Here is a 20,036-nt window from a genome sequence, read left to right as displayed (position 1 = left end):
AAGCATAATAAAACATAAACAACAAAACTAAACTTAATAAATTATTGAAATACCAACGCTTGTTAAAAAATAACAACAATAAACAAATAAAATAGATAAATATATCCAATTAAGGTATAATTAAGTTGAATTAGTTAGATTTATAATTAATATATTATATGGATTAGAGTTGTTATAAAACTAAAAGCATTGAAATTACAACGATATAAGCGATTGTATAAAGTTAATGACTTTAGCTTTTAAAATAGATAAATGAGAGTTTGCCACCCATTTGCCACCGTAGTATATTTTTGGGTGGCAAACTAGTTTGTAATTCTTTCAAATATATCTACAGTTTCATTTTTCATTTTATCTGTTACATGTGAATAGGTATCCATTGTAGTTGATAATTGACTATGACCTAAACGGTTTTGAATGTCTTTAATGTTAGCCCCATTTTCTAATAGTAAGGTAGCATGTGTATGTCTTAGACAATGGAAATGGAAGTCATTGTTTAAGGCTTCTCTAATTTGTCTTACTATAGTATCCATAGTGTGAATAGTTACCTGTTGACCATTTTCTTTAGTACATACCCAATCACTATCAAAGTAAAATTCACCATATTTTAATTTCATTTTTTTTTGATATAGTTTATGTTCTTTTAATGCTCTTACTAAGGTATTACCTGTAAATATAGTTCTACAAGAGCTTTCTGTTTTTGGTTGGCTTAATTCAAACATTCCATTCTTCTTTTTAATCAGAGTATGTTTTACTGTGATAGTTTTATTATCAAGGTCTATATCATCCCATGTTAATGCAATAATTTCACCTCTTCGCATACCAGTATAAAATCCAATTAGTAAGACTATACGCTGAAATGAATCTTGAGGAAATATATTTAATGTTTGATTAAATTCTTCTAGTGTAATAGTTTTAACTTTTTTAGTTTCTGTTTTAGTTTTAGTTTTTGGTATGCTTACATATTGCATAGGATTTTCTCGTATGTGCTTGTAAGGGTAGACTGCTGATTTTAATGACCTATGTAATATAGCTTTTAATACTTGTAATGTACTTTGAGAATAGTCTTCTTTGTACTTTTTGTTTATGAAGTTTTGTAGTATTGCTGGTGTTAGAGCTTTTACTTTATAAACTCCTAGCTTTGGTTTTATATGTTTTTCTATGTTTATTCGGTAGCTTTCTTGAGTGTTGTATTTACAGTTAAGTAAGACATATTCTTTGTACCAAAAGTCTAAGTAGTCTGATAAGCTGATGTTGCTTTCTTCAAATACTATGCCAGAGTTTTCATATTCATTTAGTGCTTCCCTTAGGGCTTTTTCTGCTTCTTTTTTAGTATTGCCTCCAACTCTTTCTACTTTTTTCCTTTTTCCTTCTACTATGCCTAGGTCAAAGTAGTAATACCACTTGTTGCTTCTTTTTCTGACTCCACCTTTCATAATAGTACCCCCTTTTTAGAATGTATGTTTGTTTTATGTTTATATAAAAGAGCAGATTAACTGCTCTTTATACATCTATTTATACTCTTTTTTTCTCTGTTATACCTAGAACTTCTTTTAAACCTTCTTGTAATATTTGTGAAAAATTGATTTTATGTTTCATAGCTTCTTTATTTAACCAGTATGGTAAAGTTAGATTTTTATTAACAGTTTTATTGTTCATTTCTTCTCTGACAATAGGCATATAGACACTAATAGGGATTAAAAATTCTCCTTTTTCTAGTTCTATATGCTCTGGTTTCATTGAATTAGGAATGTCTTCTTCATCTTCTTCAAGTCCCCATAAAAATAACTCTAAAACTTCTTTGGCATTCTTCATTCCTTCCTCAATAGTATCACATTCAGAAAAGCAACCTTCAAGTTCTGGAAAAGATATGCAATATCCACCTTCTTCAGCTACTGTAAATTTTGCAAAGAACAAATATTTATCCATTTAATCACCTCAATTTGTTGTATAATAAGATTGTAAGGGGTACAAGCTGGGCTATTTAAGCCCTGCTTGTTTTAAGATATTGTTTAGTGTTCCGAGTTTGAAGTCTTTGTTATGTATTGGAACTGATATCTTACCTTTTTTGGTTGGGTGTTTTAGATAAAGATGTGAGCCTCTTTGTCCAACTTCTACCCAACCATTTTGTTTTAATATTTTTAATAATTCTCTAGGTTTCATATGTACCTCCTTACAATTATATTATAACACGCATTGATGATGCGTGTCAATAAGGAGGAGTTTATTTATAAAAAGCATTTAATCTATAAAAGTAGAATGAAACTCTAAAAAATATTTTCATATATATAGAAGTTAGGTAAATTAGTTAATATTAAAAATCTGTTATTTCCTAAGTCTAACATGTTTTTCTTTCTTGATAGAAATTCTAATCTTTTTAATAAGAATTCAACACTAATCTCTAGCATTTCAGCCATTTCATATACACAGGTTATATTAGAGTTGATAATATGTATAATCTCTTCTTCTGTTATAAGAAATTCACATGCCCATCTTATGGCTTTGTCTTCAGTTTTATCCATTAGGATTTTATTTTTGTAGATATTTTTTGAAGATACATAATTTCCAACACTGGTAAAATGATGTCCTAATTCTTCTGCTAAGATTTCTATTAGTTTAGCATTATTTTGTTTTAATGAATTAAGTAATGATATAATTTTTAGACCTTGTTTGTTTATATACAATCCTTTTATGTCATCTGCTATTTTGTCAGTGTAGTAAATTTCTATTTCTTCATTATTTGCTAAGTCTAAAAGTGCGTCTAGTTTGTTCATTGAAATCCCCCTATAAAAGAATGTATTTTGAATTTTGCTATATATAAAGAGCAGATGTGAACTGCTCTAAATATTTATTTTTTATACTTATTTATTAAAAATTCAATATAATCATTAAGTTGTTCTTGAGCTTCTTCTGGTAAAACTTCATTAGGATTAGCTTTATGTGTTGCTACAGTATCTATGTGATTTCTAACAAGAGTTCTCCCTAAAAGGTAATCAATTGATACATCAAAAAAATCTGCCCAATTTTCCAAAACGTTTATTTCTGGTTTTCTTTTGTTATTTTCGTATTGTGATATCGTCGATTTATTAAAACTCGTAAGGTAAACTTTATTAAATTTTTCAACAAGTTCATCTTGAGTTAGATTCATTTCTGTTCTTAAAAATTTAAACCTTTCACCAAAAGTTGCCATAAATAAAACCCCCTTTATGAAAATTATAGCATAAGTTTATAGAAATGTGAACTTATTTTATTAAAGTTAACATAAAAATGGATTTATGTATTGACAAGTTTTGTTTGTGTTAATATAATATGATTATAGAAATTGCATTGTCTTAATCTTGAATAATTTGTCGAAAGATTTTTAGAATTAAAATGAAAATTGTGTAAAAATAATAATAAATATGTTAACATAAATAAGAAGTCAAATTAATAAAAAAGAACATAACATGCTATTAAAATCAAAATTAAAATGAATAAAAATATGTAGTTTTTATGATTTGCGTTTCACTTATTTAATTTATATAATATATCTACAAAATGATTTTAAGAAAAAACATAAAAGAAAATGTATAAGGAGATGATTTAATATTAAGAAATAAAAGATATGCTAAACTTAGTATACAAGTGAAATGATTACATAACATATGGTGTATTTGAAAATAAAAGGGATGGAGGTATTTTTAAGTTAGATAAATATTAAATCAGTATTTTATAAAGAAAGAGATGTGTATAATATAAAAAATTGTGTAAATAGAAAAAGAAGAGAATTTTATCTCTTCTAAATCTAAATACCACATAGTTAATATAATAATGTTTCTTTAATTCATTTGTAAAATTAATATAGTTATTTTACATACCACATAGTTAATATAAGAAATAAATCTAGTTTATATTGTTTATTACAGTATATTTATGTTAATATAATAATAACACAAATGGTATATTTATACAATTAATATAGTTATGGATTAAAAAAACTAAACATAAATTATTTTCTCAATTCTAATTCTAAACCATTTCTTTCATCATAGCAATATACCAATTAAATAATATATAGTTAATAACTATTAATATCTTATAAGTAAGTCAAGGGATTTTATTCAACAAAGCAAAAGCAGATTTGTAAGATGAGGGGTAATATAAAATATTTATCAATGGAGGAATATAATAATGGATGAAGAAAGAAAAAAGTTAATAAATGATGCAGAGAAATTAGCAAACATAGGAATAAATCAAATTTTAAAGTTTAGAGATGCATTAGATATAGAACACTTAAAGTACATAAATATAGTAGCAACAAATTTAAAGCCAAACATAAAAAAATAGCCACCCTTTTTTGGGTGGTTTTATTGTGTCATGTTTTTCATTAAGTTAGTAAGAAATACTTTTTGTTCATCATTTAGATTACTAAAAGTAAATAATATATTTTTCATAAATTTATCATCTTCATTTATAATATCTGTTGCTATTTTTAGTACTTTTTCATTTTCAGAGAACTCTATAAACATTTCTCCTTTACCAGTTTCTAACCATTCTTTATTAACATTATATATGTCGCAAATATCAGAGATAACACGCTCTGTAGGATTTACTTTGCCAGTTTCAATGTTTCCATAATTTGAGCGACTTATTTTTATTGATTTAGCTACTTCTTCTTGTGTATGTCCTAAAGTTTTTCGTAATTCGATTAATCTTTTTATTTTTTCTTTTTCCTCCATGTTTACATATCGCCTCTTTTCTTTAATAAGATAATACCATTAAATATTAATGTTTGCAACAAGCAATTTTATTTTTCAAAATGCTTGACACAATATATAAAAAGAGATACAATGATTGTAACAAGCAAGGAGGTGCTGAAATGAAAACACAAAAAATTAATTCTCATTTAACTAATTTGAATTTAGATGATGATGATAGAAAGCTTATTCAAATGACTCTTTTGTTTAAAAAATTAAATTTAGAACAACAAAATTATATTTCTGCGATGGCAGATGGTATGAAAGTATCAAATGAGCTTTTAGAAAAATCAACTATAAATAGTTGATACAAAAACACAGAGCTGAAATGTAATTTCGACCATAAGTGGGCGAAATATGACTGGAGTAGGTTTATTAGGTGTCGTTCAAACCGACAACAAAATAAAAAACTAGGGAGGAAGAAATTATGAGTAATAATTTACAAGTATTTAAAAACAGTGATTTTGGAGAAATAAGAACAGTTGAAATTGATGGTAAACCATATTTTGTAGCTACAGATATTGCTAGATGTTTAGGTTATAAAGATACAACTAATGCAATTAAACAACATTGTAAGTGGGTGGTGAAACACCACATACCACATCCACAAAGTAAAACTAAGACCTTGGAAGTAAATGTAATACCAGAAGGTGATATGTATAGATTAATTACAAATAGTGAATTACCAAGCGCTGAAAAATTTGAGAGTTGGGTATTTGATGAAGTACTACCATCAATAAGAAAAACAGGTACATACAATACTAAATCTAAAGATATTAAGGATGAATCAGAAATAAAATACATGAATGCTCAAGCAAGATTAAAAAATGCAAGAGCAAGAGAAGCAAAGATATATCTGGAATTAGCTGACAAAGTAGATATAAAAGAATATAAACAGATTATGTATTCAAAAACTACTGAACTTATTTCTGGAGAAACATTAATACCACTGCCTAAAATGGATAAAAAAACTTATTCAGCTACAGATATAGGTAAGATGTTAGGAATTTCAGCTAACAAAGTTGGAGGATTAGCAAATGCTTATAATCTAAAAACAGATGAGTATGGAATTAATGTATGGGATAAAGCTAAATATTCAGATAAACAAGTACCTAATTTTAGATATTATGAAAATGTAATACCAGTTTTAGAAAAAGTACTAAAGGGTTTTGAAAACTAAATTCAGAAGTTGCTAAATATAACTTTAAAAACTTAAATTTAAGGAGGAATAAGAAAATGAAAGAAAATAACAGAATAGTAAGTGTTGGAACTGAAAGTGATATGGATTTAACAGCTAAAGAATTGAATATGATAGATGATTTTAAGAAAGTTATGAATGGTGTTAACAATGAAATAGCTAATGATTATGGTCTTTTAGAAATAGATAGAGACATTTTAGACAAAATTGCATTAAGTACAGCTTTGAACTATAAAAAAATGAATTTTGAGTATTCAGAAATAGATGAAAAACTATTTGATGATTTTACTTTTGAGTTTATAATAAAGTTTTTTGGTGATATAGAAGAGGATGAATTAATTAAATATCTTGTTTATATAGGTGAGGAAAGTTATGAATTGAATGATAGAGAAAAGATATTTTATAAAATAGTAGATACTCTTGATACAATAGCAGACATAAAAATAGCAGACCAAAATAAGATAGAAAAAGAGGTAGGTATGTGCATTGGAGAAGATAATTATATAACTTATTGTATAAATGAAGATTTAATAAAATTTTACATTAAAGATGAAGAAGAATTAGTTATAGATAAAAATAGTATTCTGCTATATATGTTAGACATATTATTTTATGAAGTACATGAAGAGTAAAAGCTGTAATAATTAAATACAGAATATTTTGATAGTGAGGGGATTAAAAAATGGACAATTCAAATAAAATAGTTGAAAGATTGAGTGATAGTTTAAAAAGTTTAATAGAAATAGAGATAAATAAACAAGAAACAGATAGAGCTAAGAGTCAAACAGTTGAACAAAAGGTAAAAGTACTAGAGCCTAAAGATATAGTTGTTTTAATAAAAAGAGGCTATCCAAATTACTTGATAACAGTAGAAGAAGCAAGGGGAATTTTAAAATTAGATACAGTTTTTATGCGTAGGTTAGTGAGCACAGGTTTGATAAAATCACTGGCTAGAGGTGATGGTAGAAAAATTTCAAGATATGAAGTTGATGATTTTATTGAAAGAAATCAAGGTAGAAATTTGGATGAACTTTTAAAAGAAGCAGAAAAAGAAATAATCTAAAAAATTACTTTAAGGGGGTAAGTTACATGGAAGGATTAATAATAAGATTTGATTTAGATAAGTTTAAGGTAGGAAATGTAGTAAAAATAAGCTCTAAAAGACTTAATTTTGAAGGGAATTGTCTAATTGTACATGCTTCTACACATGAACTAAATTTAGCATACTATGACAAAGAAAGAGGCAGTATGGAGTATCAAGCTCTAACAATAGAAGATATAGAATGCAGTGATTATGAAATTAAATTTCTAAACTAAAAGGGGGCAAGTTATATGGAAACAGCTAGATTAATCGCAATAGGTCAAATTAGACAAGCAGAAAAGGAAATAAAAAAATTAAAGGAGCTAGAAGAGTTTGAAACTAGTAGTTTGAACTGGTGGGAGGCTGTAAAGTTTGCTAGTCAAAATATCTTAGAAGGACTAGAATTTGATATTAAATTAGAAGCTTCTGTTGAGTTTAGAGAGGTTATGATGTATCAAGAAGAACTTGAAAGAGATAGAGCGATAGATGTTCAGATATAAAGAAAAGAGCCTTTGCACAGGCTCAATAAAAAATAATATAAAATATAAGCTAATTATAGCACAAGGGGGAATAAATGAAAACAAGAAATGAAATAATTAAAGATTTAGAAGATAGATTATTTTTATTAAAATTCATGTCAGTGGATGAAGTAGACTATGATGTAAAATTTGGACAAATATCAGCATTAGAATCTTGCATAGATAAACATAGAAAAGGATGGACTTTGAAACAATTTAAAAAGCATTTAGAAGAATACCAATTACAAGGGGGTTGTGGTGATTACATAGATGGTTTTATGTCAGTTTTAGAAAGAAATACTAGAGAAATGGAGGGGGAAGTTGATGGAAGTGAATAATATTTACATAAAATTGATGGATGTAAGAATTAAGTTTAATAAATTAGATATAAAAAAGAGTGGTCAAAACAAGTTTGCTAACTTTAAATATTTTGAGTTAGCAGACTTCTTACCTCAAGCAACAGAGTTATTACAAGAAGCTAAATTATGCCCTATAGTGACCTTTACAAATGATTATGCAACCCTAACATTGATTAATGGAGAAAAACCAACAGAAGAGATAATATTTACTTCTCCAATGAGAGAATTACAATTAAAAGGTTCTAATGAGTTACAAGCATTAGGAGGAATTGAAACATATCAGACAAGGTATTTGTACATTCAGTTATTAAACATTACAGAAAATGATACTTTTGATGCTACTAGTGGAAAAGAAGATTATAAAAGAAATGACTTAATAAACTCCTCTGGTAAAGCAAATGAAAATGGTCAAATTAAGATAAGTCAAAATCAGATAAAAAGGTTGTTTTCAATAGCAAATACAATAGGGAAGGATTCAGATAGAGTAAAAAGTGAAGTATATTATAAGTTTAATAAAGAAGTTAAGGACTTAAGTAAACAGGAATATGACCAGATATGTGTTGGATATGAGAAATTACAAAAGGAAAAAGGAATAATTAAGTAGGTGAGTTTCTTGAGGGACAGAGACAAAGCAACTATAGAAAAAGGAAATATACTAAGTGATGGATATGGTCTTTCCCCACAATTAGTAGCTAGAGATTCATGGTTAACAACAGGAGCAAGAGCATTATATTTCTATCTATCCAGTTTTGCAGGAGCAAGTGGGACATGTTATCCATCAAGGGATATTATGACTCATGAACTTGGTATAAATAAAGATACTTTTAGTAAATATCTAAATGAACTAAAGACGAGTGGCTATATAAAAGTATATAAAAATAAAACTAGAGAGGGAAGGATGCAAAATAATATATATGAAATAGTGTTTGATAGAAGTTATATAGAAGGTCATATATCCATTAGATGCAAGAAAGAAAATAAAAAAAAACCATGTCCGAAAAAAGCAGACATGGAACCATGTCCGAATTTACCGGACATGGCTCAACCGGACATGGAAAAGTCGGACACTATAAGTAACAGTATTATAAATAACAGTATTAAAAGTAGTATGTATATAGAGCAACCTGTGGATAACTATTTAAAAGAATTTAAGAAGCTCTATGAAGAAAATATAGGAGTAGTATATCCAGTCACAGCAGAATGGTTATTAGAAGTATCTAATGAAGTAGATATAAAAGTATTTAAAAGAGCCATAGAGATATGTGCTGAAAGAATGAGTATGAACTTATCATATTTAAAAGGCATCCTTAAAAAGTGGAAAGATGCAAACATAACTACATATGAGCAATTAGAATTATATAAATTACAACATGAAAATAAAAAATCAAGAAAATCTAGCAATCAAACAAATAAAAATAAGTTTGCTAATTTTGAACAAACATTTACTCAATATAGTAACAAAGAACTAGATGAAATTATAAAGAAAAGCCAAAAGGCTAAATTTAAATGATAATAGTGGAGGTATTAAAATGAATCAAGTTGTATTAGTTGGGAGATTAACTAGAGACCCAGAACTAAAATACATACCAGGAAAAGGTACAGCAGTAGCATCATTTACAATAGCAGTAGACAGAAATTATATAAATAAAGATGGAAAAAGGGATACTGACTTTATACCAATAGAGGTAATAGGTAAATCAGCTGAATACTGTGCAAATTACATAACAAAAGGGAAGCTAGTAGCATTAGAAGGAAATATAAGAGTTGACAATTATCAAACTCAATCAGGAGAAAAGAGAACATTTACAAAAGTAAGTACAAAATCAGTACAATCATTAGAAAGTAAGAGTAAATCAAGTAATTCATATAAAGAGAGTGTACAAGATGAAACAATAGGACTAGACCCTCAAGGATTTGAAATTATAGATGATGATGAGTTACCATTTTAATCTGAAAAGTTAAATATGAGGTGAAATAAATGTTTAAAGTAGAAAGGTATTTTAGTGGCTCAGTAGTGGACAACCTTATTGAAGATGACCTTACATGTAGAAACTACTTAGCATTATATTGTTGTTTGTTAGGAGTTATAAAAAATGGAAAAAGAGTGTATCCTAAGCCAGAAAAGATACTGGCTGAATTTGGAGTTAAGAAGGACAGAAAAATAAAAAAAGAATTGCCAGTAAGAATTAGAAATGTTAATACAGGTGAGGTAAAAGAATTTGAGTCTATAGATGGTGCAGCCTGTTTTTTAAGATTAAAATATCAAGCAGTTTATCAAGCTATTAAAAAGAAAAGTAAAACTAGAAGTGGCTGGAAAGTTGAATACATTGAGGAGGAATAATGGAAGTTTCAAGGACAGAATACACAATTAAGAGAGCAAAAGAGTTATATGATAATGGAGAGGATATATTTATTGCTATAGATAAGGCTAGAGAAGAATATGAGGAGATGATTAAAAGTGAATATCTTAGCTAGTGTGATATTGGTAATAGGAAGTTTTATAGCTGGTAGGGTTTATGAGTATAGATTGAATCTAAAAGAGTGCGAAAATTGTGATAATAAGTATAATGAAAAATAAGAAAGAAGTGATTCTATGAATAAAAGAATAATTTGCAATTGGTGTGGTAAGTTATTTTACATTCCAAAAGAGTCTAAAAGAATTTACTGTTGTAAAAAATGCGAGAGAAAGGCTAATAAAAGCAATAGAGAGCATCAAAATTAATTTTAAATCAATAAAACTATGGAGGAATAGCAATGAATAAGTTTCAAAAAGCAGTTTCTCAAATGGTAAAGCAAGAGGAAAAAGAGAATTTATGGCAAGGATACGAAAATTGTAGAGTAGGTAGAAGTATACCAAGTTCAATAAGAATATATGTAAAAGGATTTAAAAGGTTTGGATATAGTGTACATGAGGTTTATAATTTTATAAATGATATTAATAAGTATTAGTAATTTTTAAGAGATAAAGGAATTATTTAATTGAGTAAATACAATAATAAGAAAATTATAATAGATGGAATTAAATTTGATAGCAAAGATGAATCAGAATATTATCTATATTTAAAAGAAAAGAAAGAAAATGGAGAAATTAAAGATTTTGGACTACAACAAAAGTTTGAATTACAGCCTAAATTTAAGAAGGATGGAAAGAACTATAGGGCTATTACATATACAGTTGATTTTGCCATATATAAATGGGATGGTGAAGTTGTTTATATAGATGTGAAAGGATACAGCACACAGCAAGGTGAACTTAGAAAAAAGCTTTTTGATTACAAATATCAAGATAAAAAATTGATATGGATTGCTAAGAGTAAAAAATATGGAGTAGATGGTTGGATAGAATATAGTGAACTTAAGAAAAAGAGAAAAGAAAATAAGAAAAAGGTAGCTTAAGTAAATAGGGGTGATGTTATGGCAAGTAAAGTTAAAAAGGAGTTTTTTATGGCAACAAAAAAGCACCTTGAGAACTACAAACAATTACATATTAATATTGAAAGTCTAAAACTTCAAATAAAAAATCTTAAAGAGTGCCATTTAGGTGATTTTATGCAAGGTTTAAGCTATGACAGCATTCCTATAAGTAAGACTAATTCAATAAGTAATCAAGTTGAAAATGAGTTAATTATTCTTGAAGAAAAGATAATAGAAAAACAGATAGAACTATATGAAATGGAAGCACTAAAATATACAATAGATGCATCCATAAGCAATTTAAAACCTATACATAAACAAATTATAAGGTATAGGTATATTGAAGGCTTAGAATGGAGTTTAATAGTTGATAAAGTATATCTAGAAGAGAGACAATTAAGAGAAAGAGCTAACCAAGCTATTAGTTCAATATCAATAGCCTTATTTGGTAAAAAGGCATTAATAGAACAAGAACCGTTATTTAAAATGTTAGATTTATAGGCAGTTAACAGCTGTCTATTTTTTTTACTAAAAAAAGGAAAAAAGTATTGATTATATCGGTACGACATGATATACTATAAATATAGAAAGGAGGTGAAAGAAGTGGTCAAAAAAATAAAAGAGTTCGGCAAAGTTATCAAAGCCCTTACCGAACTTGTCCTTGAAATAGGTACACTAATAGCCGTTATAAAAATGGTATTAGATAGCCTATAAGACTTTAGAAGGGAAGTCAGCACCTTCCCTTCTAATTAAATAATAATACATGACCACTCAAAATACAATGGGAAAATATAAGGAATTAATTACAGAGTTAGGGAAATTAAGTTTTGGTATAGTTAAATTAATTGGTGCAATAGCATTATTAATATTTGCTATAAAATATTTATTTTCCTAGAGGGAGAGAAAGAAATGGAGAAAAGAATATTGAAAGTACTCTTATCAAAAAGTGGCTCAGGTTCACTAAGTCCTAAAATAACTCTACCAGCCACATGGATTAAAGAAATGAATATAACACAAGAGGAGAGAGAAGTTGAAGTTTATTTTGAAAACAATGAAATTAGGATTAAAAAGAAGGACCTAGATTAAATTCTAGGTCTTTTTATTGCCGTTTTTCTGCCGATTTTACAATTTAAAATATGAGATAATAGTATTGTGGAAATGAATATTTCTCTCTCAAAACTAAATATATATGTGGGCTAGGTTAAGGGATTCACCTAGCTTATATGAACAGACTAGGCAGGGCATGAGGATGCTGTAAGTTCAATTCTTACTATGTTCAAACTTATTAATACACTATATGTAGATATGTTGGATTAAATCCGAATTTAATTCAAATGTCTAAAAGGGTGGGGCTTGGTAACCTCACTCAATTTGCAAGTACTGGTGTGTAATCTTAGGTTCGATTCCTAAAACTTGCTCCCTTAAATATAATATGTATCCCCTAAAAATAAGACTTTAGATTAATTTTAAAGTCTTATTTTTTTATTTATAAAGCAAATAAAGAGGTGGTGGTATGGCAAATTTGACTGAAAAACAAAAAAGGTTTTGTGACTATTATATTGAAACTGGTAATGCTACAGAAGCATATAAAAAAGCATATAAAAACAGTAATCAGAGAACCTCAGAAAGCAGTGGGAGTAGACTGTTGAGTAATGATGAGGTTAAAAACTATATTGATGAAAGGCTGAAAAGTTTTGAATCAAGAAGAATTGCAGATGCCAAAGAAGTTATGGAGTACTTAACAAAAATATTAAGAAATCAAGAGAAAGAAGAAGTTATAGTAGTATCTGAAAATGGTCCTGAAATAATAAAAAAAGATGTAAGTATAAAAGACAGAAATAAAGCAGCTGAATTATTAGGGAAAAGATATGCTTTATGGACTGAAAAAGTTGACCTAGATGGAAATGTTGGCGTAACCATAATTGATGATGTAGGTAACTTAAATGATGAATAAAAAATTATCTGAAATAATAAATAAAAATTTCTATGAATTTTGGAAAGTAAGTAATAGTAATAAATATTTATATCATGTATTAAAAGGTGGAAGAGCTTCAGCAAAGTCAACTCATATAGCCTTTTGGCTAACTTTAGCTATGGTTAAATATCCTGTAAATACTGTTTGCTTTAGAAAGGTTGGTAATACAATCATGGATAGTGTTTATGAGCAATTAAAAGAAACTATAGAGATATTTGGTTTAACACATTTATTTCAGTTTAAAAAATCTCCAATGGAAATTATTTTTATTCCAAGAGGAAATAAATTTATATTTAGAGGTCTTGATGACCCACAAAAGATAAAATCTATAAAGTCAGCTAAATATCCAATTGCTTTTGCATGGTTTGAAGAGGTTGCAGAAATAAAAACAGAAGATGAGTTATCTATGGTAATTAATTCAGTGTTACGTGGAGAATTACCAGACAAATTGGATTATAAAATATTTTTATCATACAATCCTCCAAAAAGAAAGCAATCATGGGTTAATAAGAAATTTGAAACACATACATTACCTAAAAATACATATGTTCATCATAGTATTTATTTAGATAATCCTCATATATCAAAAGCTTTCATTGAGGAAGCTAATGAAATTAAAATAAGAAATGAGTTTAAATATAGATGGGAGTACTTAGGAGAGCCTATTGGTTCTGGAGTAGTCCCTTTTTCTAATTTAGAGTTTAAAACAATAACAAATGAAGAAATATTTCACTTTGATAACATAAGGCAAGGTAATGACTTTGGATATGCAACAGACCCTATGGCATTTGTAAGGCTTCATTATGATAAAAAGAAAAGAATTATATATTTTATAGATGAAATATTTGGAGTGAAAATGTCTATAAGAGAATTAGCTTCTAAGATTAAATCAAAAGGGTATGACGATTTTAATGTTGTCTGTGATAGTGCGGAACCAAGAAGTATTGCAGAACTTAGAGAGTATGGCATAAGAGCATTAAAAGCTAAAAAAGGATCTGGTTCAATAGAATTTGGAGAGAACTGGTTAGATGATTTGCAAGCAATAGTAATAGACCCAAATAGAACTCCAAATGTCGCTAGAGAATTTGAAAATATAGATTATCAAACAGATAAAGATGGAAATGTAAGAGCTAAGTTAGAAGATAAAGACAATCATTCAATTGATGCAACAAGGTATGCACTAGAGTTAGATATGAAAACACATGGAAGAGAAAGACAATATAACAGTAGATAGGGGGTGTAACATGCTAGATTTGATAGATATAATTCAGATGGAACTTACAGGCTTATATGGACAAGAAGTAATACGAGAAATGTGTGAAATTATAAGGCTGTATGATAAGTACGAAGGTACAGGACAACATTGGATAGAAGAGGAACAAGACTATAAGCAAACAAGAAAAAGAACCAATTATATTAAAAAGCTAATTAAAGAGGAAGCAAGGTTTTTATTTGGAAAGACACCAATATTTACAATTAGCCCAGAAAATGACTTAGATAAAGAAAAAGCGGAAGAAATAAACAAATGCATTAACAAAATTCTAAAGAGAAATTTATTTTCAGATAAATTAATTAAGGCAGCTAGAGATTGCTTTATTGGAAAAAGGATAGCTATAAAACTACATGCAGATAAAGAAAGCAAGAGTTTAAAGATAATGTTTGTACCCAGTTTAGAATTTATATATGAGCCATTCGATAACCAATTTGATGAACTTAAGAAAATCGTATTTTTCCATCAAACAAATCAAGAAGTGGAAAAAGATAAACAGAGAATTTGGAAACAAAAATATGAAATGGTTAATGGTAAATGTATATTAAGTGAAGGTATTTATAATGGTTATGGATTATGTATAGAAGAAATAGTAAGTGATACAGATTTAAAACTTAGTGGAATACCTTGTTATGTAATTCTTAATGATGGTTTACTTGGTGATTTAAAGGGTGAGAGTGACATAGAAGAGATATTTGATAATCAAATGGCTTATAATAAGCTTGCTTCTGAGGATATAGATACTCTTAAAAAAGGAATGAATCGTATTATATATGGGGTTGATGTTGAAGAAGAGTCAAGTAAACATTTTAAAATAAAGCCAGGTGCTTATTGGGATGTAGAAACATCTCAAACTGCTGACCAAAAACAAGCACAAATTAATACAATTCCTACTGATTTTGGATATGATAACAGAATAGAAAATTCACTTAATAGAATTAAATCAGATATGCATGAGGTATTGAATATACCGCTTATAAATAATCAAGACCTTAAAGGTATGATGACATCAGGCAAATCAATGAAGGCTTTGTATTGGCAACTAATAACTAGATGTGAAGAAAAAATGAAATCATGGGGTCCAGCTCTTGAATGGCTAATAAGAGCTATGATAGAGATGACAGAAGTATATAACATAGTTCAAATACCTAAATTAGATGCAGATTCCTATGAAGTGCTGGTTGAAAATCAGTATCCATTACAAGAGGATGAGGATTCTGAGAAATTACTTGATATACAACAAGTAAATGCTCAAGCAATGTCTAGGAAGACTTTCATTAAGAAGTGGGCTGATACTAATGATGATATAGCAGATGAAGAATTACAACAAATGTCAATAGAAAGACAAATATTAGAAGAAAGCTTCAATCTGGAAGAAGAATCAGAAGCTACAGGTATAGAAGAATCAGAGGAAGAAACTGCTGAAAAAGAACCAAAAGAAGTAGTTGATGACTAATGACAAATAAGTTCAATAAGTCTATGAAGAATGCTGAAAGATTCAGAGATATATCTTCAAATAAAACTACTAAGAAGATAAGACAATTATATAAAGATATAGCTAATAAATATGTAAAAAAATTAAATAAAGTGAATTCTAACACATTAACTGAACAATATTTAAGAGAAAGTATAGTTTATTTAAATAAAGAATATGACAGGTTAGGAAAAAAGCTAAAAAAAGATATTGAAAGGGAAATATCAAAAGTAATAAAAACTACTACAGATGAACAATTAAGCTTTTTTAACAACATATGTGATAACTATTCAGTTAATTTAAAGCCACAATTTACTGAAATGTTTAGTCAAATTCATGAAGATGTATTAAGGCAAGTTATATCTGGTAGTATGTATAAAGATAAAATTAAATTAAGTGATAGAATTTGGAGTAACATAGATAAAACTAAGAAGGATTTAGATTACATTGTAAGTAGAGGATTAGCAGAAAAAAGAGGTAGTTATGACATAGCAAAAGATTTAGAAAAATATGTTAATCCAAAGACTAAGAAAGATTATGATTGGTCAAAGATATATCCTAAAAGTAATAAAAAGATAGATTTTAATGCATATAGATTAGCATCTACATATATAACTCATGCATATCAAAAGACAGCTAAAGAAAGTTGTAAGAAGAATCCATTTGTTAAAGGGATTAAGTGGATGTCATCACATCATCCTAGGATGTGTAAAATTTGTGCAGATAGAAATGGAAAAACATACATTCCAGAAGAATTACCATTAGAGCATCCTCTAGGAAAGTGTACTTTTGAATATGATATTCCAATGAGTATGGAGGACATAGGGAAAGAGTTAAGAAGCTGGATAGATGGAGAAGAAAACTCTAAACTTGATGAATGGTTTGATGAATATGGATTAGAGTTTGCAGGAATAGATAATAAAAAGTATAATAGTAATAAGAAGAATAATTCTAGCTCTAGGTCAAGTGGAGCTATAAGCAGAAAACTACTTGATGAAGATGGAGTTTATTTTAGAAAAGAAAAGCATGCTGAGTTGTATTATGAGGAGATAAGAAAAAGAACTTCTGATATATCTACTATAGCAAAAAATACAGGTTATAGTGAAAAGGTAATAGAAAATATAAAAAATCATGTTTTTATGAATAAGTATAACTTAGATAATGGATATAAAAGATTTGACCCAAGTTACGATATGGCTTTATCATGGCAGAGATTGATAGATGGCAAAAACATAAAGGAAAGTGATTTAATTCTTTTAAAACATGAAAGACTGGAAAAGTTTATTATGGATAGATATGGATACAATTATAAAGAAGCTCATAATATAGTTGTTAGAAAATATAATTATGATAAGAGTTTAAAAAAGGAGGGATTAATTTGGTAGAACTATTTAGAATATTTAATGATGAAAACTTTGTTAGATATGAATATGTAAATGATGGGATAAAAGAAGAATCTGGTATAATAGCTTTAAATAAGAAAACAAAGGAAGTTATATTTGAAAAAAGGGCTAAAAATGGAACTTCACTAACCTTCAGAGGAAGAACAAAATATAGATTATTAAAATATGCTGAAGAAAATGTTTATCCAGAAGAGGATTATATAGCAATATATTAAAAACACTTACTTAAATTAAAAATTAGTAGGTGTTTTTTTATTGCCTTTTTTAGCTATATATAGGCGTAAAAGAAATAAATAGCAAACTATACTAGAGAGGCAAAACTCGTATAAAAGCGTAGTGTAGGAGGAAATAATGGAAGAATTATTAAAAAAATTGGGATACCAAGATACAGACATAAAAAACATAATTGAGGGTATGAAAAAAGATAAAATTTACACTTCTAAGGAAGAAAACATAGATGAAAGATACAATAAGTTGAAAGAACAAAAAATAGCCTTAGAAGAGCAAGTAAAAGGTGCAAATGATACTATATCAGATTTGAAAAAAAATAGTAAAAGCAGTGAAGATATAGAAGCAAAAGTGAAAGAATGGGAAAACAAATATAACGAACTTGATAGTACAAGTAAAGCCAAAATAAAAAATATGACTATAGACTATGCTATAAATTCTAAATTATCTGGAGTAAATGAAAAATATAGGAAACTCTTATGCAAAGAATTTGATACTGATAAGATGGAAGTAAAAGATACTGGAGAAATTATAGGTTTAGATGAACAATTTAAAAACATATCAGAAACATATAAAGAATGGTTTGAAAGTTCTACTCCAAGTAATACTGGTTCACCAGGTAATTTCCCAAGAAAATCAAATATAGTCAATAATCCTTTTATAAAAGAAACATTCAATTTAACAGAACAAGGAAAATTATTAAAAGAAAACCCTGATAAAGCTAAAGAATTTGCAGCTCAAGCAGGAATAAATTTATAAGAAAGAGAGTGATTTAAATGGCAGTAACAAAATTAAGTGATGTAATAGTACCAGAATTATTTAACCCATATGTAATAAACAAGAGCATGGAGTTATCAGCTCTATATCAAAGTGGAATAATTACAAATGATGCAAGTTTGAATGCTTTAGCTTCTCAAGCTGCACCAGTTGTAAATATGCCTTTCTTTGAAGATTTAAGTGGAGAATCAGAACAAATAATAGAAGATGCTGATTTAACACCAAATAAAATTACTTCAAGTCAAGATGCAGCAGCTATATTAAGAAGAGCAAAAATGTGGGCAGCTACTGATTTATCAGCAGCTATGGCAGGAAAAGACCCAATGGCAGCAATAGCAAGTTTAGTTGGAAGTTTCTGGGCTAGAGATATGCAAAAAGAACTTATAGCAGTTTTAAATGGTATATTCTTATCTGCAAATATGACAACAAATAAATTAGATATATCAGCCGCAACAGGAAATGCAGCAAAATGGTCACCAGCAGCTTTTATAGATGCACAACAGTTATTAGGTGATGCACAAGAACAATTAAAGGCTATAGCAATGCATTCAGCTACAAAATCAGCACTTAAAAAGCAAAATTTAATAGAAACTATTAGACCAGATGCAGGTCCAGACTTTGACGTTTATCAAGATAAATTAGTTATAGTTGATGATGGCTGTCCTGTATCTAAAGAAGGTGTTTATACTTCTTATCTATTTGGTAGTGGAGCAATAGCTTTAGGAAATGGTAATCCAGTAGGATTTGTAGCTACTGAGATAGATAGAGATAAGAAAAAAGGTTCTGGAGTAGATTATTTAATTAATAGAAAAACATATATACTACATCCAAGAGGTATAAAATTTACTAATGCAAGTGTTGCAAAAACAGAAGGACCTTCAAGATTAGAGTTAGCAAAAGGTGAAAACTGGACAAGAGTTTATGAACCTAAACAAATAAGAATAGTTGAATTTAAACATAAATTATAAAATGTAGATTTAGTAGGTGATAGTATGGATTTAGAAGTTTTAAAAAATATAAAAATAGAACTTAGAGAAGAACAATCACCTTTTTTTTCTGATGATGAAATTACTTATTACTATAATAAAAACAATCAAGATTTTAAAAGTACTATGTATGAGTTATGTATATTAAAGGCTGAAAATGATAGTATCACTTTACCTGGAGGATTAAGCATGCCAGAAAATAAACTATACTGGTTAACTTTAGCAAAAAAATATAAGACAAATGGAAGTAGATGTCTATGATAGCTCAGAAAGTAAAACCAAAGATAATTAAGGCTATAAATAAGATGCCAACAGAAGGTATAGTAAAAAGAGTTGGAGTAAATGAGTTTGGAGAGCCTTCAGATGAAGAAAATATAATTTGCAATGTAATAGGATTATATCATGAAGGAAGTAGCTCTATAAGTCAAATAACAAAGGATAAAGGTGTTGTTATAAAAGATAAAGAGCAATATTTAATGGTTGTTTATGATGAAGATACAATAAAAATAAAACAAGGTGATTTTATGTATTTGGATAATAATAAGTTTGTTATACAGGACCTTGGAAATCAAAATAGAATGAATATTTATTTTGATTTAAAGTTAGGAAAGGTGAGATAG

At 28.0% G+C, this 20,036-nt stretch carries 32 protein-coding genes; 26 read left to right on the top strand and 6 right to left on the bottom strand.

The genetic code is table 11. From position 1 onward, the window contains the following. Nucleotides 1-302: 302 nt before the first annotated feature. From IR151_RS19385 to IR151_RS19365, 5 genes are all read right to left on the bottom strand, one after another. On the bottom strand, nucleotides 303-1,433 hold the full coding sequence (locus tag IR151_RS19385) for a site-specific integrase (protein ID WP_227437513.1): 1,131 nt from the start codon (nucleotides 1,431-1,433) through the stop codon (nucleotides 303-305). A gap of 79 nt (nucleotides 1,434-1,512) precedes the next feature. After that, on the bottom strand, nucleotides 1,513-1,926 hold the full coding sequence (locus IR151_RS19380; protein WP_227437510.1) for a type II toxin-antitoxin system HicB family antitoxin: 414 nt from the start codon (nucleotides 1,924-1,926) through the stop codon (nucleotides 1,513-1,515). Nucleotides 1,927-1,977: 51 nt separating this feature from the next. Then, a complete protein-coding gene (locus IR151_RS19375; protein WP_227437508.1) occupies nucleotides 1,978-2,160 on the bottom strand; it encodes a type II toxin-antitoxin system HicA family toxin in 183 nt (60 codons plus the stop codon). A gap of 104 nt (nucleotides 2,161-2,264) precedes the next feature. Then, nucleotides 2,265-2,771, bottom strand: a complete 507-nt coding sequence (locus tag IR151_RS19370) for an ImmA/IrrE family metallo-endopeptidase (RefSeq protein WP_227437506.1) — start codon at nucleotides 2,769-2,771, stop codon at nucleotides 2,265-2,267. A 74-nt stretch (nucleotides 2,772-2,845) separates the two neighbouring features. Continuing rightward, the gene (locus tag IR151_RS19365; protein ID WP_227437503.1) at nucleotides 2,846-3,187 is read right to left on the bottom strand and encodes an XRE family transcriptional regulator; all 342 of its coding nucleotides are present in this window, start codon (nucleotides 3,185-3,187) and stop codon (nucleotides 2,846-2,848) included. A gap of 980 nt (nucleotides 3,188-4,167) precedes the next feature. Here IR151_RS19365 and IR151_RS19360 point away from each other — a divergent pair. Beyond that, complete coding sequence (locus IR151_RS19360) at nucleotides 4,168-4,323, top strand: hypothetical protein (RefSeq protein WP_022617009.1); 156 nt, start codon at nucleotides 4,168-4,170, stop codon at nucleotides 4,321-4,323. A 20-nt stretch (nucleotides 4,324-4,343) separates the two neighbouring features. Here IR151_RS19360 and IR151_RS19355 read toward each other — a convergent pair whose 3' ends face one another. Continuing rightward, entirely contained in the window at nucleotides 4,344-4,715 is a 372-nt protein-coding gene (locus tag IR151_RS19355) for a helix-turn-helix domain-containing protein (protein WP_227437501.1), read from the bottom strand. Between the two features lie 140 nt (nucleotides 4,716-4,855). On the opposite strand from IR151_RS19355, the gene IR151_RS19350 reads away from it, so the two are divergent. The 25 genes from IR151_RS19350 (at nucleotide 4,856) to IR151_RS19235 (ending at nucleotide 20,036) form a co-directional block, all read left to right on the top strand. Beyond that, nucleotides 4,856-5,041 carry a hypothetical protein gene (locus IR151_RS19350; RefSeq protein ID WP_227437500.1) on the top strand — a complete coding sequence of 62 codons (186 nt, stop codon included), beginning with the start codon at nucleotides 4,856-4,858 and terminating at the stop codon, nucleotides 5,039-5,041. A gap of 119 nt (nucleotides 5,042-5,160) precedes the next feature. Continuing rightward, a complete protein-coding gene (locus IR151_RS19345) occupies nucleotides 5,161-5,913 on the top strand; it encodes a Bro-N domain-containing protein (protein ID WP_021426518.1) in 753 nt (250 codons plus the stop codon). 56 nt (nucleotides 5,914-5,969) lie between these two features. Continuing rightward, complete coding sequence (locus IR151_RS19340; RefSeq protein ID WP_021426517.1) at nucleotides 5,970-6,563, top strand: hypothetical protein; 594 nt, start codon at nucleotides 5,970-5,972, stop codon at nucleotides 6,561-6,563. A gap of 50 nt (nucleotides 6,564-6,613) precedes the next feature. Continuing rightward, the gene (locus IR151_RS19335) at nucleotides 6,614-6,994 is read left to right on the top strand and encodes a helix-turn-helix domain-containing protein (protein ID WP_227437498.1); all 381 of its coding nucleotides are present in this window, start codon (nucleotides 6,614-6,616) and stop codon (nucleotides 6,992-6,994) included. A 26-nt stretch (nucleotides 6,995-7,020) separates the two neighbouring features. Next, entirely contained in the window at nucleotides 7,021-7,248 is a 228-nt protein-coding gene (locus IR151_RS19330) for a hypothetical protein (RefSeq protein WP_227437496.1), read from the top strand. A gap of 15 nt (nucleotides 7,249-7,263) precedes the next feature. Beyond that, nucleotides 7,264-7,512 carry a hypothetical protein gene (locus IR151_RS19325; protein ID WP_227437494.1) on the top strand — a complete coding sequence of 83 codons (249 nt, stop codon included), beginning with the start codon at nucleotides 7,264-7,266 and terminating at the stop codon, nucleotides 7,510-7,512. A 74-nt stretch (nucleotides 7,513-7,586) separates the two neighbouring features. Further along, the gene (locus tag IR151_RS19320; RefSeq protein ID WP_227437492.1) at nucleotides 7,587-7,868 is read left to right on the top strand and encodes a hypothetical protein; all 282 of its coding nucleotides are present in this window, start codon (nucleotides 7,587-7,589) and stop codon (nucleotides 7,866-7,868) included. Beyond that, nucleotides 7,855-8,493: an ERF family protein gene (locus IR151_RS19315; protein ID WP_021426512.1), complete on the top strand. Its 639-nt coding sequence runs from the start codon at nucleotides 7,855-7,857 to the stop codon at nucleotides 8,491-8,493. Before IR151_RS19320 ends, IR151_RS19315 begins: the two co-directional genes overlap by 14 nt. After that, on the top strand, nucleotides 8,494-9,399 hold the full coding sequence (locus IR151_RS19310; RefSeq protein ID WP_227437490.1) for a DnaD domain protein: 906 nt from the start codon (nucleotides 8,494-8,496) through the stop codon (nucleotides 9,397-9,399). A gap of 19 nt (nucleotides 9,400-9,418) precedes the next feature. After that, nucleotides 9,419-9,838 (top strand): single-stranded DNA-binding protein, encoded by a 420-nt coding sequence (locus IR151_RS19305; RefSeq protein ID WP_227437489.1) that lies wholly within the window; start codon nucleotides 9,419-9,421, stop codon nucleotides 9,836-9,838. A 29-nt stretch (nucleotides 9,839-9,867) separates the two neighbouring features. Then, nucleotides 9,868-10,230: a hypothetical protein gene (locus tag IR151_RS19300; RefSeq protein WP_021426509.1), complete on the top strand. Its 363-nt coding sequence runs from the start codon at nucleotides 9,868-9,870 to the stop codon at nucleotides 10,228-10,230. Further along, nucleotides 10,230-10,364, top strand: a complete 135-nt coding sequence (locus IR151_RS20310; RefSeq protein WP_021362347.1) for a hypothetical protein — start codon at nucleotides 10,230-10,232, stop codon at nucleotides 10,362-10,364. The genes IR151_RS19300 and IR151_RS20310 overlap by 1 nt, the downstream gene beginning before the upstream one ends. Nucleotides 10,365-10,643: 279 nt before the next feature. Then, nucleotides 10,644-10,838 carry a hypothetical protein gene (locus IR151_RS19295; protein ID WP_021426507.1) on the top strand — a complete coding sequence of 65 codons (195 nt, stop codon included), beginning with the start codon at nucleotides 10,644-10,646 and terminating at the stop codon, nucleotides 10,836-10,838. 30 nt (nucleotides 10,839-10,868) lie between these two features. Continuing rightward, nucleotides 10,869-11,285 (top strand): DUF1064 domain-containing protein, encoded by a 417-nt coding sequence (locus IR151_RS19290; protein WP_021426506.1) that lies wholly within the window; start codon nucleotides 10,869-10,871, stop codon nucleotides 11,283-11,285. A gap of 18 nt (nucleotides 11,286-11,303) precedes the next feature. After that, a complete protein-coding gene (locus IR151_RS19285; RefSeq protein ID WP_021426505.1) occupies nucleotides 11,304-11,804 on the top strand; it encodes a hypothetical protein in 501 nt (166 codons plus the stop codon). Between the two features lie 408 nt (nucleotides 11,805-12,212). Beyond that, nucleotides 12,213-12,389, top strand: coding sequence for a hypothetical protein (locus IR151_RS19280; protein ID WP_021426503.1), 177 nt, complete (start codon nucleotides 12,213-12,215; stop codon nucleotides 12,387-12,389). A 427-nt stretch (nucleotides 12,390-12,816) separates the two neighbouring features. Next, a complete protein-coding gene (locus IR151_RS19275) occupies nucleotides 12,817-13,257 on the top strand; it encodes a terminase small subunit (RefSeq protein ID WP_227437486.1) in 441 nt (146 codons plus the stop codon). Further along, nucleotides 13,247-14,512 (top strand): PBSX family phage terminase large subunit, encoded by a 1,266-nt coding sequence (locus tag IR151_RS19270; protein WP_227437485.1) that lies wholly within the window; start codon nucleotides 13,247-13,249, stop codon nucleotides 14,510-14,512. Before IR151_RS19275 ends, IR151_RS19270 begins: the two co-directional genes overlap by 11 nt. A 10-nt stretch (nucleotides 14,513-14,522) precedes the next feature. Then, nucleotides 14,523-16,004, top strand: coding sequence for a phage portal protein (locus tag IR151_RS19265; RefSeq protein WP_227437484.1), 1,482 nt, complete (start codon nucleotides 14,523-14,525; stop codon nucleotides 16,002-16,004). Further along, nucleotides 16,004-17,407: a hypothetical protein gene (locus IR151_RS19260; RefSeq protein WP_227437482.1), complete on the top strand. Its 1,404-nt coding sequence runs from the start codon at nucleotides 16,004-16,006 to the stop codon at nucleotides 17,405-17,407. Before IR151_RS19265 ends, IR151_RS19260 begins: the two co-directional genes overlap by 1 nt. Next, nucleotides 17,401-17,640, top strand: a complete 240-nt coding sequence (locus IR151_RS19255; protein WP_054276810.1) for a hypothetical protein — start codon at nucleotides 17,401-17,403, stop codon at nucleotides 17,638-17,640. The genes IR151_RS19260 and IR151_RS19255 overlap by 7 nt, the downstream gene beginning before the upstream one ends. A 136-nt stretch (nucleotides 17,641-17,776) precedes the next feature. Then, entirely contained in the window at nucleotides 17,777-18,412 is a 636-nt protein-coding gene (locus tag IR151_RS19250) for a phage scaffolding protein (RefSeq protein WP_227437480.1), read from the top strand. Between the two features lie 17 nt (nucleotides 18,413-18,429). Then, a complete protein-coding gene (locus IR151_RS19245; RefSeq protein WP_021426497.1) occupies nucleotides 18,430-19,398 on the top strand; it encodes a major capsid protein in 969 nt (322 codons plus the stop codon). 24 nt (nucleotides 19,399-19,422) lie between these two features. Next, nucleotides 19,423-19,677 carry a hypothetical protein gene (locus tag IR151_RS19240; RefSeq protein WP_021426496.1) on the top strand — a complete coding sequence of 85 codons (255 nt, stop codon included), beginning with the start codon at nucleotides 19,423-19,425 and terminating at the stop codon, nucleotides 19,675-19,677. Next, a complete protein-coding gene (locus IR151_RS19235; RefSeq protein WP_021426495.1) occupies nucleotides 19,674-20,036 on the top strand; it encodes a hypothetical protein in 363 nt (120 codons plus the stop codon). Before IR151_RS19240 ends, IR151_RS19235 begins: the two co-directional genes overlap by 4 nt.

The organism is Clostridioides sp. ES-S-0006-03 (genome assembly GCF_020662275.1).
Classification (GTDB): domain Bacteria; phylum Bacillota; class Clostridia; order Peptostreptococcales; family Peptostreptococcaceae; genus Clostridioides.
The sequence above is the reverse complement of the archived record's forward strand: the minus strand, read 5'-3'. Positions and strand labels throughout refer to the sequence as shown.

What these genes read in the sequence shown, in the direction of transcription:
- IR151_RS19385 (WP_227437513.1), bottom strand. Translation starts at nt 1,433, where the DNA reads ATGAAAGGTGGAGTCAGAAAAAGAAGCAACAAGTGGTATTACTACTTT.
- IR151_RS19380 (WP_227437510.1), bottom strand. Translation starts at nt 1,926, where the DNA reads ATGGATAAATATTTGTTCTTTGCAAAATTTACAGTAGCTGAAGAAGGT.
- IR151_RS19375 (WP_227437508.1), bottom strand. Translation starts at nt 2,160, where the DNA reads ATGAAACCTAGAGAATTATTAAAAATATTAAAACAAAATGGTTGGGTA.
- IR151_RS19370 (WP_227437506.1), bottom strand. Translation starts at nt 2,771, where the DNA reads ATGAACAAACTAGACGCACTTTTAGACTTAGCAAATAATGAAGAAATA.
- IR151_RS19365 (WP_227437503.1), bottom strand. Translation starts at nt 3,187, where the DNA reads ATGGCAACTTTTGGTGAAAGGTTTAAATTTTTAAGAACAGAAATGAAT.
- IR151_RS19360 (WP_022617009.1), top strand. Translation starts at nt 4,168, where the DNA reads ATGGATGAAGAAAGAAAAAAGTTAATAAATGATGCAGAGAAATTAGCA.
- IR151_RS19355 (WP_227437501.1), bottom strand. Translation starts at nt 4,715, where the DNA reads ATGGAGGAAAAAGAAAAAATAAAAAGATTAATCGAATTACGAAAAACT.
- IR151_RS19350 (WP_227437500.1), top strand. Translation starts at nt 4,856, where the DNA reads ATGAAAACACAAAAAATTAATTCTCATTTAACTAATTTGAATTTAGAT.
- IR151_RS19345 (WP_021426518.1), top strand. Translation starts at nt 5,161, where the DNA reads ATGAGTAATAATTTACAAGTATTTAAAAACAGTGATTTTGGAGAAATA.
- IR151_RS19340 (WP_021426517.1), top strand. Translation starts at nt 5,970, where the DNA reads ATGAAAGAAAATAACAGAATAGTAAGTGTTGGAACTGAAAGTGATATG.
- IR151_RS19335 (WP_227437498.1), top strand. Translation starts at nt 6,614, where the DNA reads ATGGACAATTCAAATAAAATAGTTGAAAGATTGAGTGATAGTTTAAAA.
- IR151_RS19330 (WP_227437496.1), top strand. Translation starts at nt 7,021, where the DNA reads ATGGAAGGATTAATAATAAGATTTGATTTAGATAAGTTTAAGGTAGGA.
- IR151_RS19325 (WP_227437494.1), top strand. Translation starts at nt 7,264, where the DNA reads ATGGAAACAGCTAGATTAATCGCAATAGGTCAAATTAGACAAGCAGAA.
- IR151_RS19320 (WP_227437492.1), top strand. Translation starts at nt 7,587, where the DNA reads ATGAAAACAAGAAATGAAATAATTAAAGATTTAGAAGATAGATTATTT.
- IR151_RS19315 (WP_021426512.1), top strand. Translation starts at nt 7,855, where the DNA reads ATGGAAGTGAATAATATTTACATAAAATTGATGGATGTAAGAATTAAG.
- IR151_RS19305 (WP_227437489.1), top strand. Translation starts at nt 9,419, where the DNA reads ATGAATCAAGTTGTATTAGTTGGGAGATTAACTAGAGACCCAGAACTA.
- IR151_RS19300 (WP_021426509.1), top strand. Translation starts at nt 9,868, where the DNA reads ATGTTTAAAGTAGAAAGGTATTTTAGTGGCTCAGTAGTGGACAACCTT.
- IR151_RS20310 (WP_021362347.1), top strand. Translation starts at nt 10,230, where the DNA reads ATGGAAGTTTCAAGGACAGAATACACAATTAAGAGAGCAAAAGAGTTA.
- IR151_RS19295 (WP_021426507.1), top strand. Translation starts at nt 10,644, where the DNA reads ATGAATAAGTTTCAAAAAGCAGTTTCTCAAATGGTAAAGCAAGAGGAA.
- IR151_RS19285 (WP_021426505.1), top strand. Translation starts at nt 11,304, where the DNA reads ATGGCAAGTAAAGTTAAAAAGGAGTTTTTTATGGCAACAAAAAAGCAC.
- IR151_RS19280 (WP_021426503.1), top strand. Translation starts at nt 12,213, where the DNA reads ATGGAGAAAAGAATATTGAAAGTACTCTTATCAAAAAGTGGCTCAGGT.
- IR151_RS19275 (WP_227437486.1), top strand. Translation starts at nt 12,817, where the DNA reads ATGGCAAATTTGACTGAAAAACAAAAAAGGTTTTGTGACTATTATATT.
- IR151_RS19270 (WP_227437485.1), top strand. Translation starts at nt 13,247, where the DNA reads ATGATGAATAAAAAATTATCTGAAATAATAAATAAAAATTTCTATGAA.
- IR151_RS19265 (WP_227437484.1), top strand. Translation starts at nt 14,523, where the DNA reads ATGCTAGATTTGATAGATATAATTCAGATGGAACTTACAGGCTTATAT.
- IR151_RS19260 (WP_227437482.1), top strand. Translation starts at nt 16,004, where the DNA reads ATGACAAATAAGTTCAATAAGTCTATGAAGAATGCTGAAAGATTCAGA.
- IR151_RS19250 (WP_227437480.1), top strand. Translation starts at nt 17,777, where the DNA reads ATGGAAGAATTATTAAAAAAATTGGGATACCAAGATACAGACATAAAA.
- IR151_RS19245 (WP_021426497.1), top strand. Translation starts at nt 18,430, where the DNA reads ATGGCAGTAACAAAATTAAGTGATGTAATAGTACCAGAATTATTTAAC.
- IR151_RS19240 (WP_021426496.1), top strand. Translation starts at nt 19,423, where the DNA reads ATGGATTTAGAAGTTTTAAAAAATATAAAAATAGAACTTAGAGAAGAA.
- IR151_RS19235 (WP_021426495.1), top strand. Translation starts at nt 19,674, where the DNA reads ATGATAGCTCAGAAAGTAAAACCAAAGATAATTAAGGCTATAAATAAG.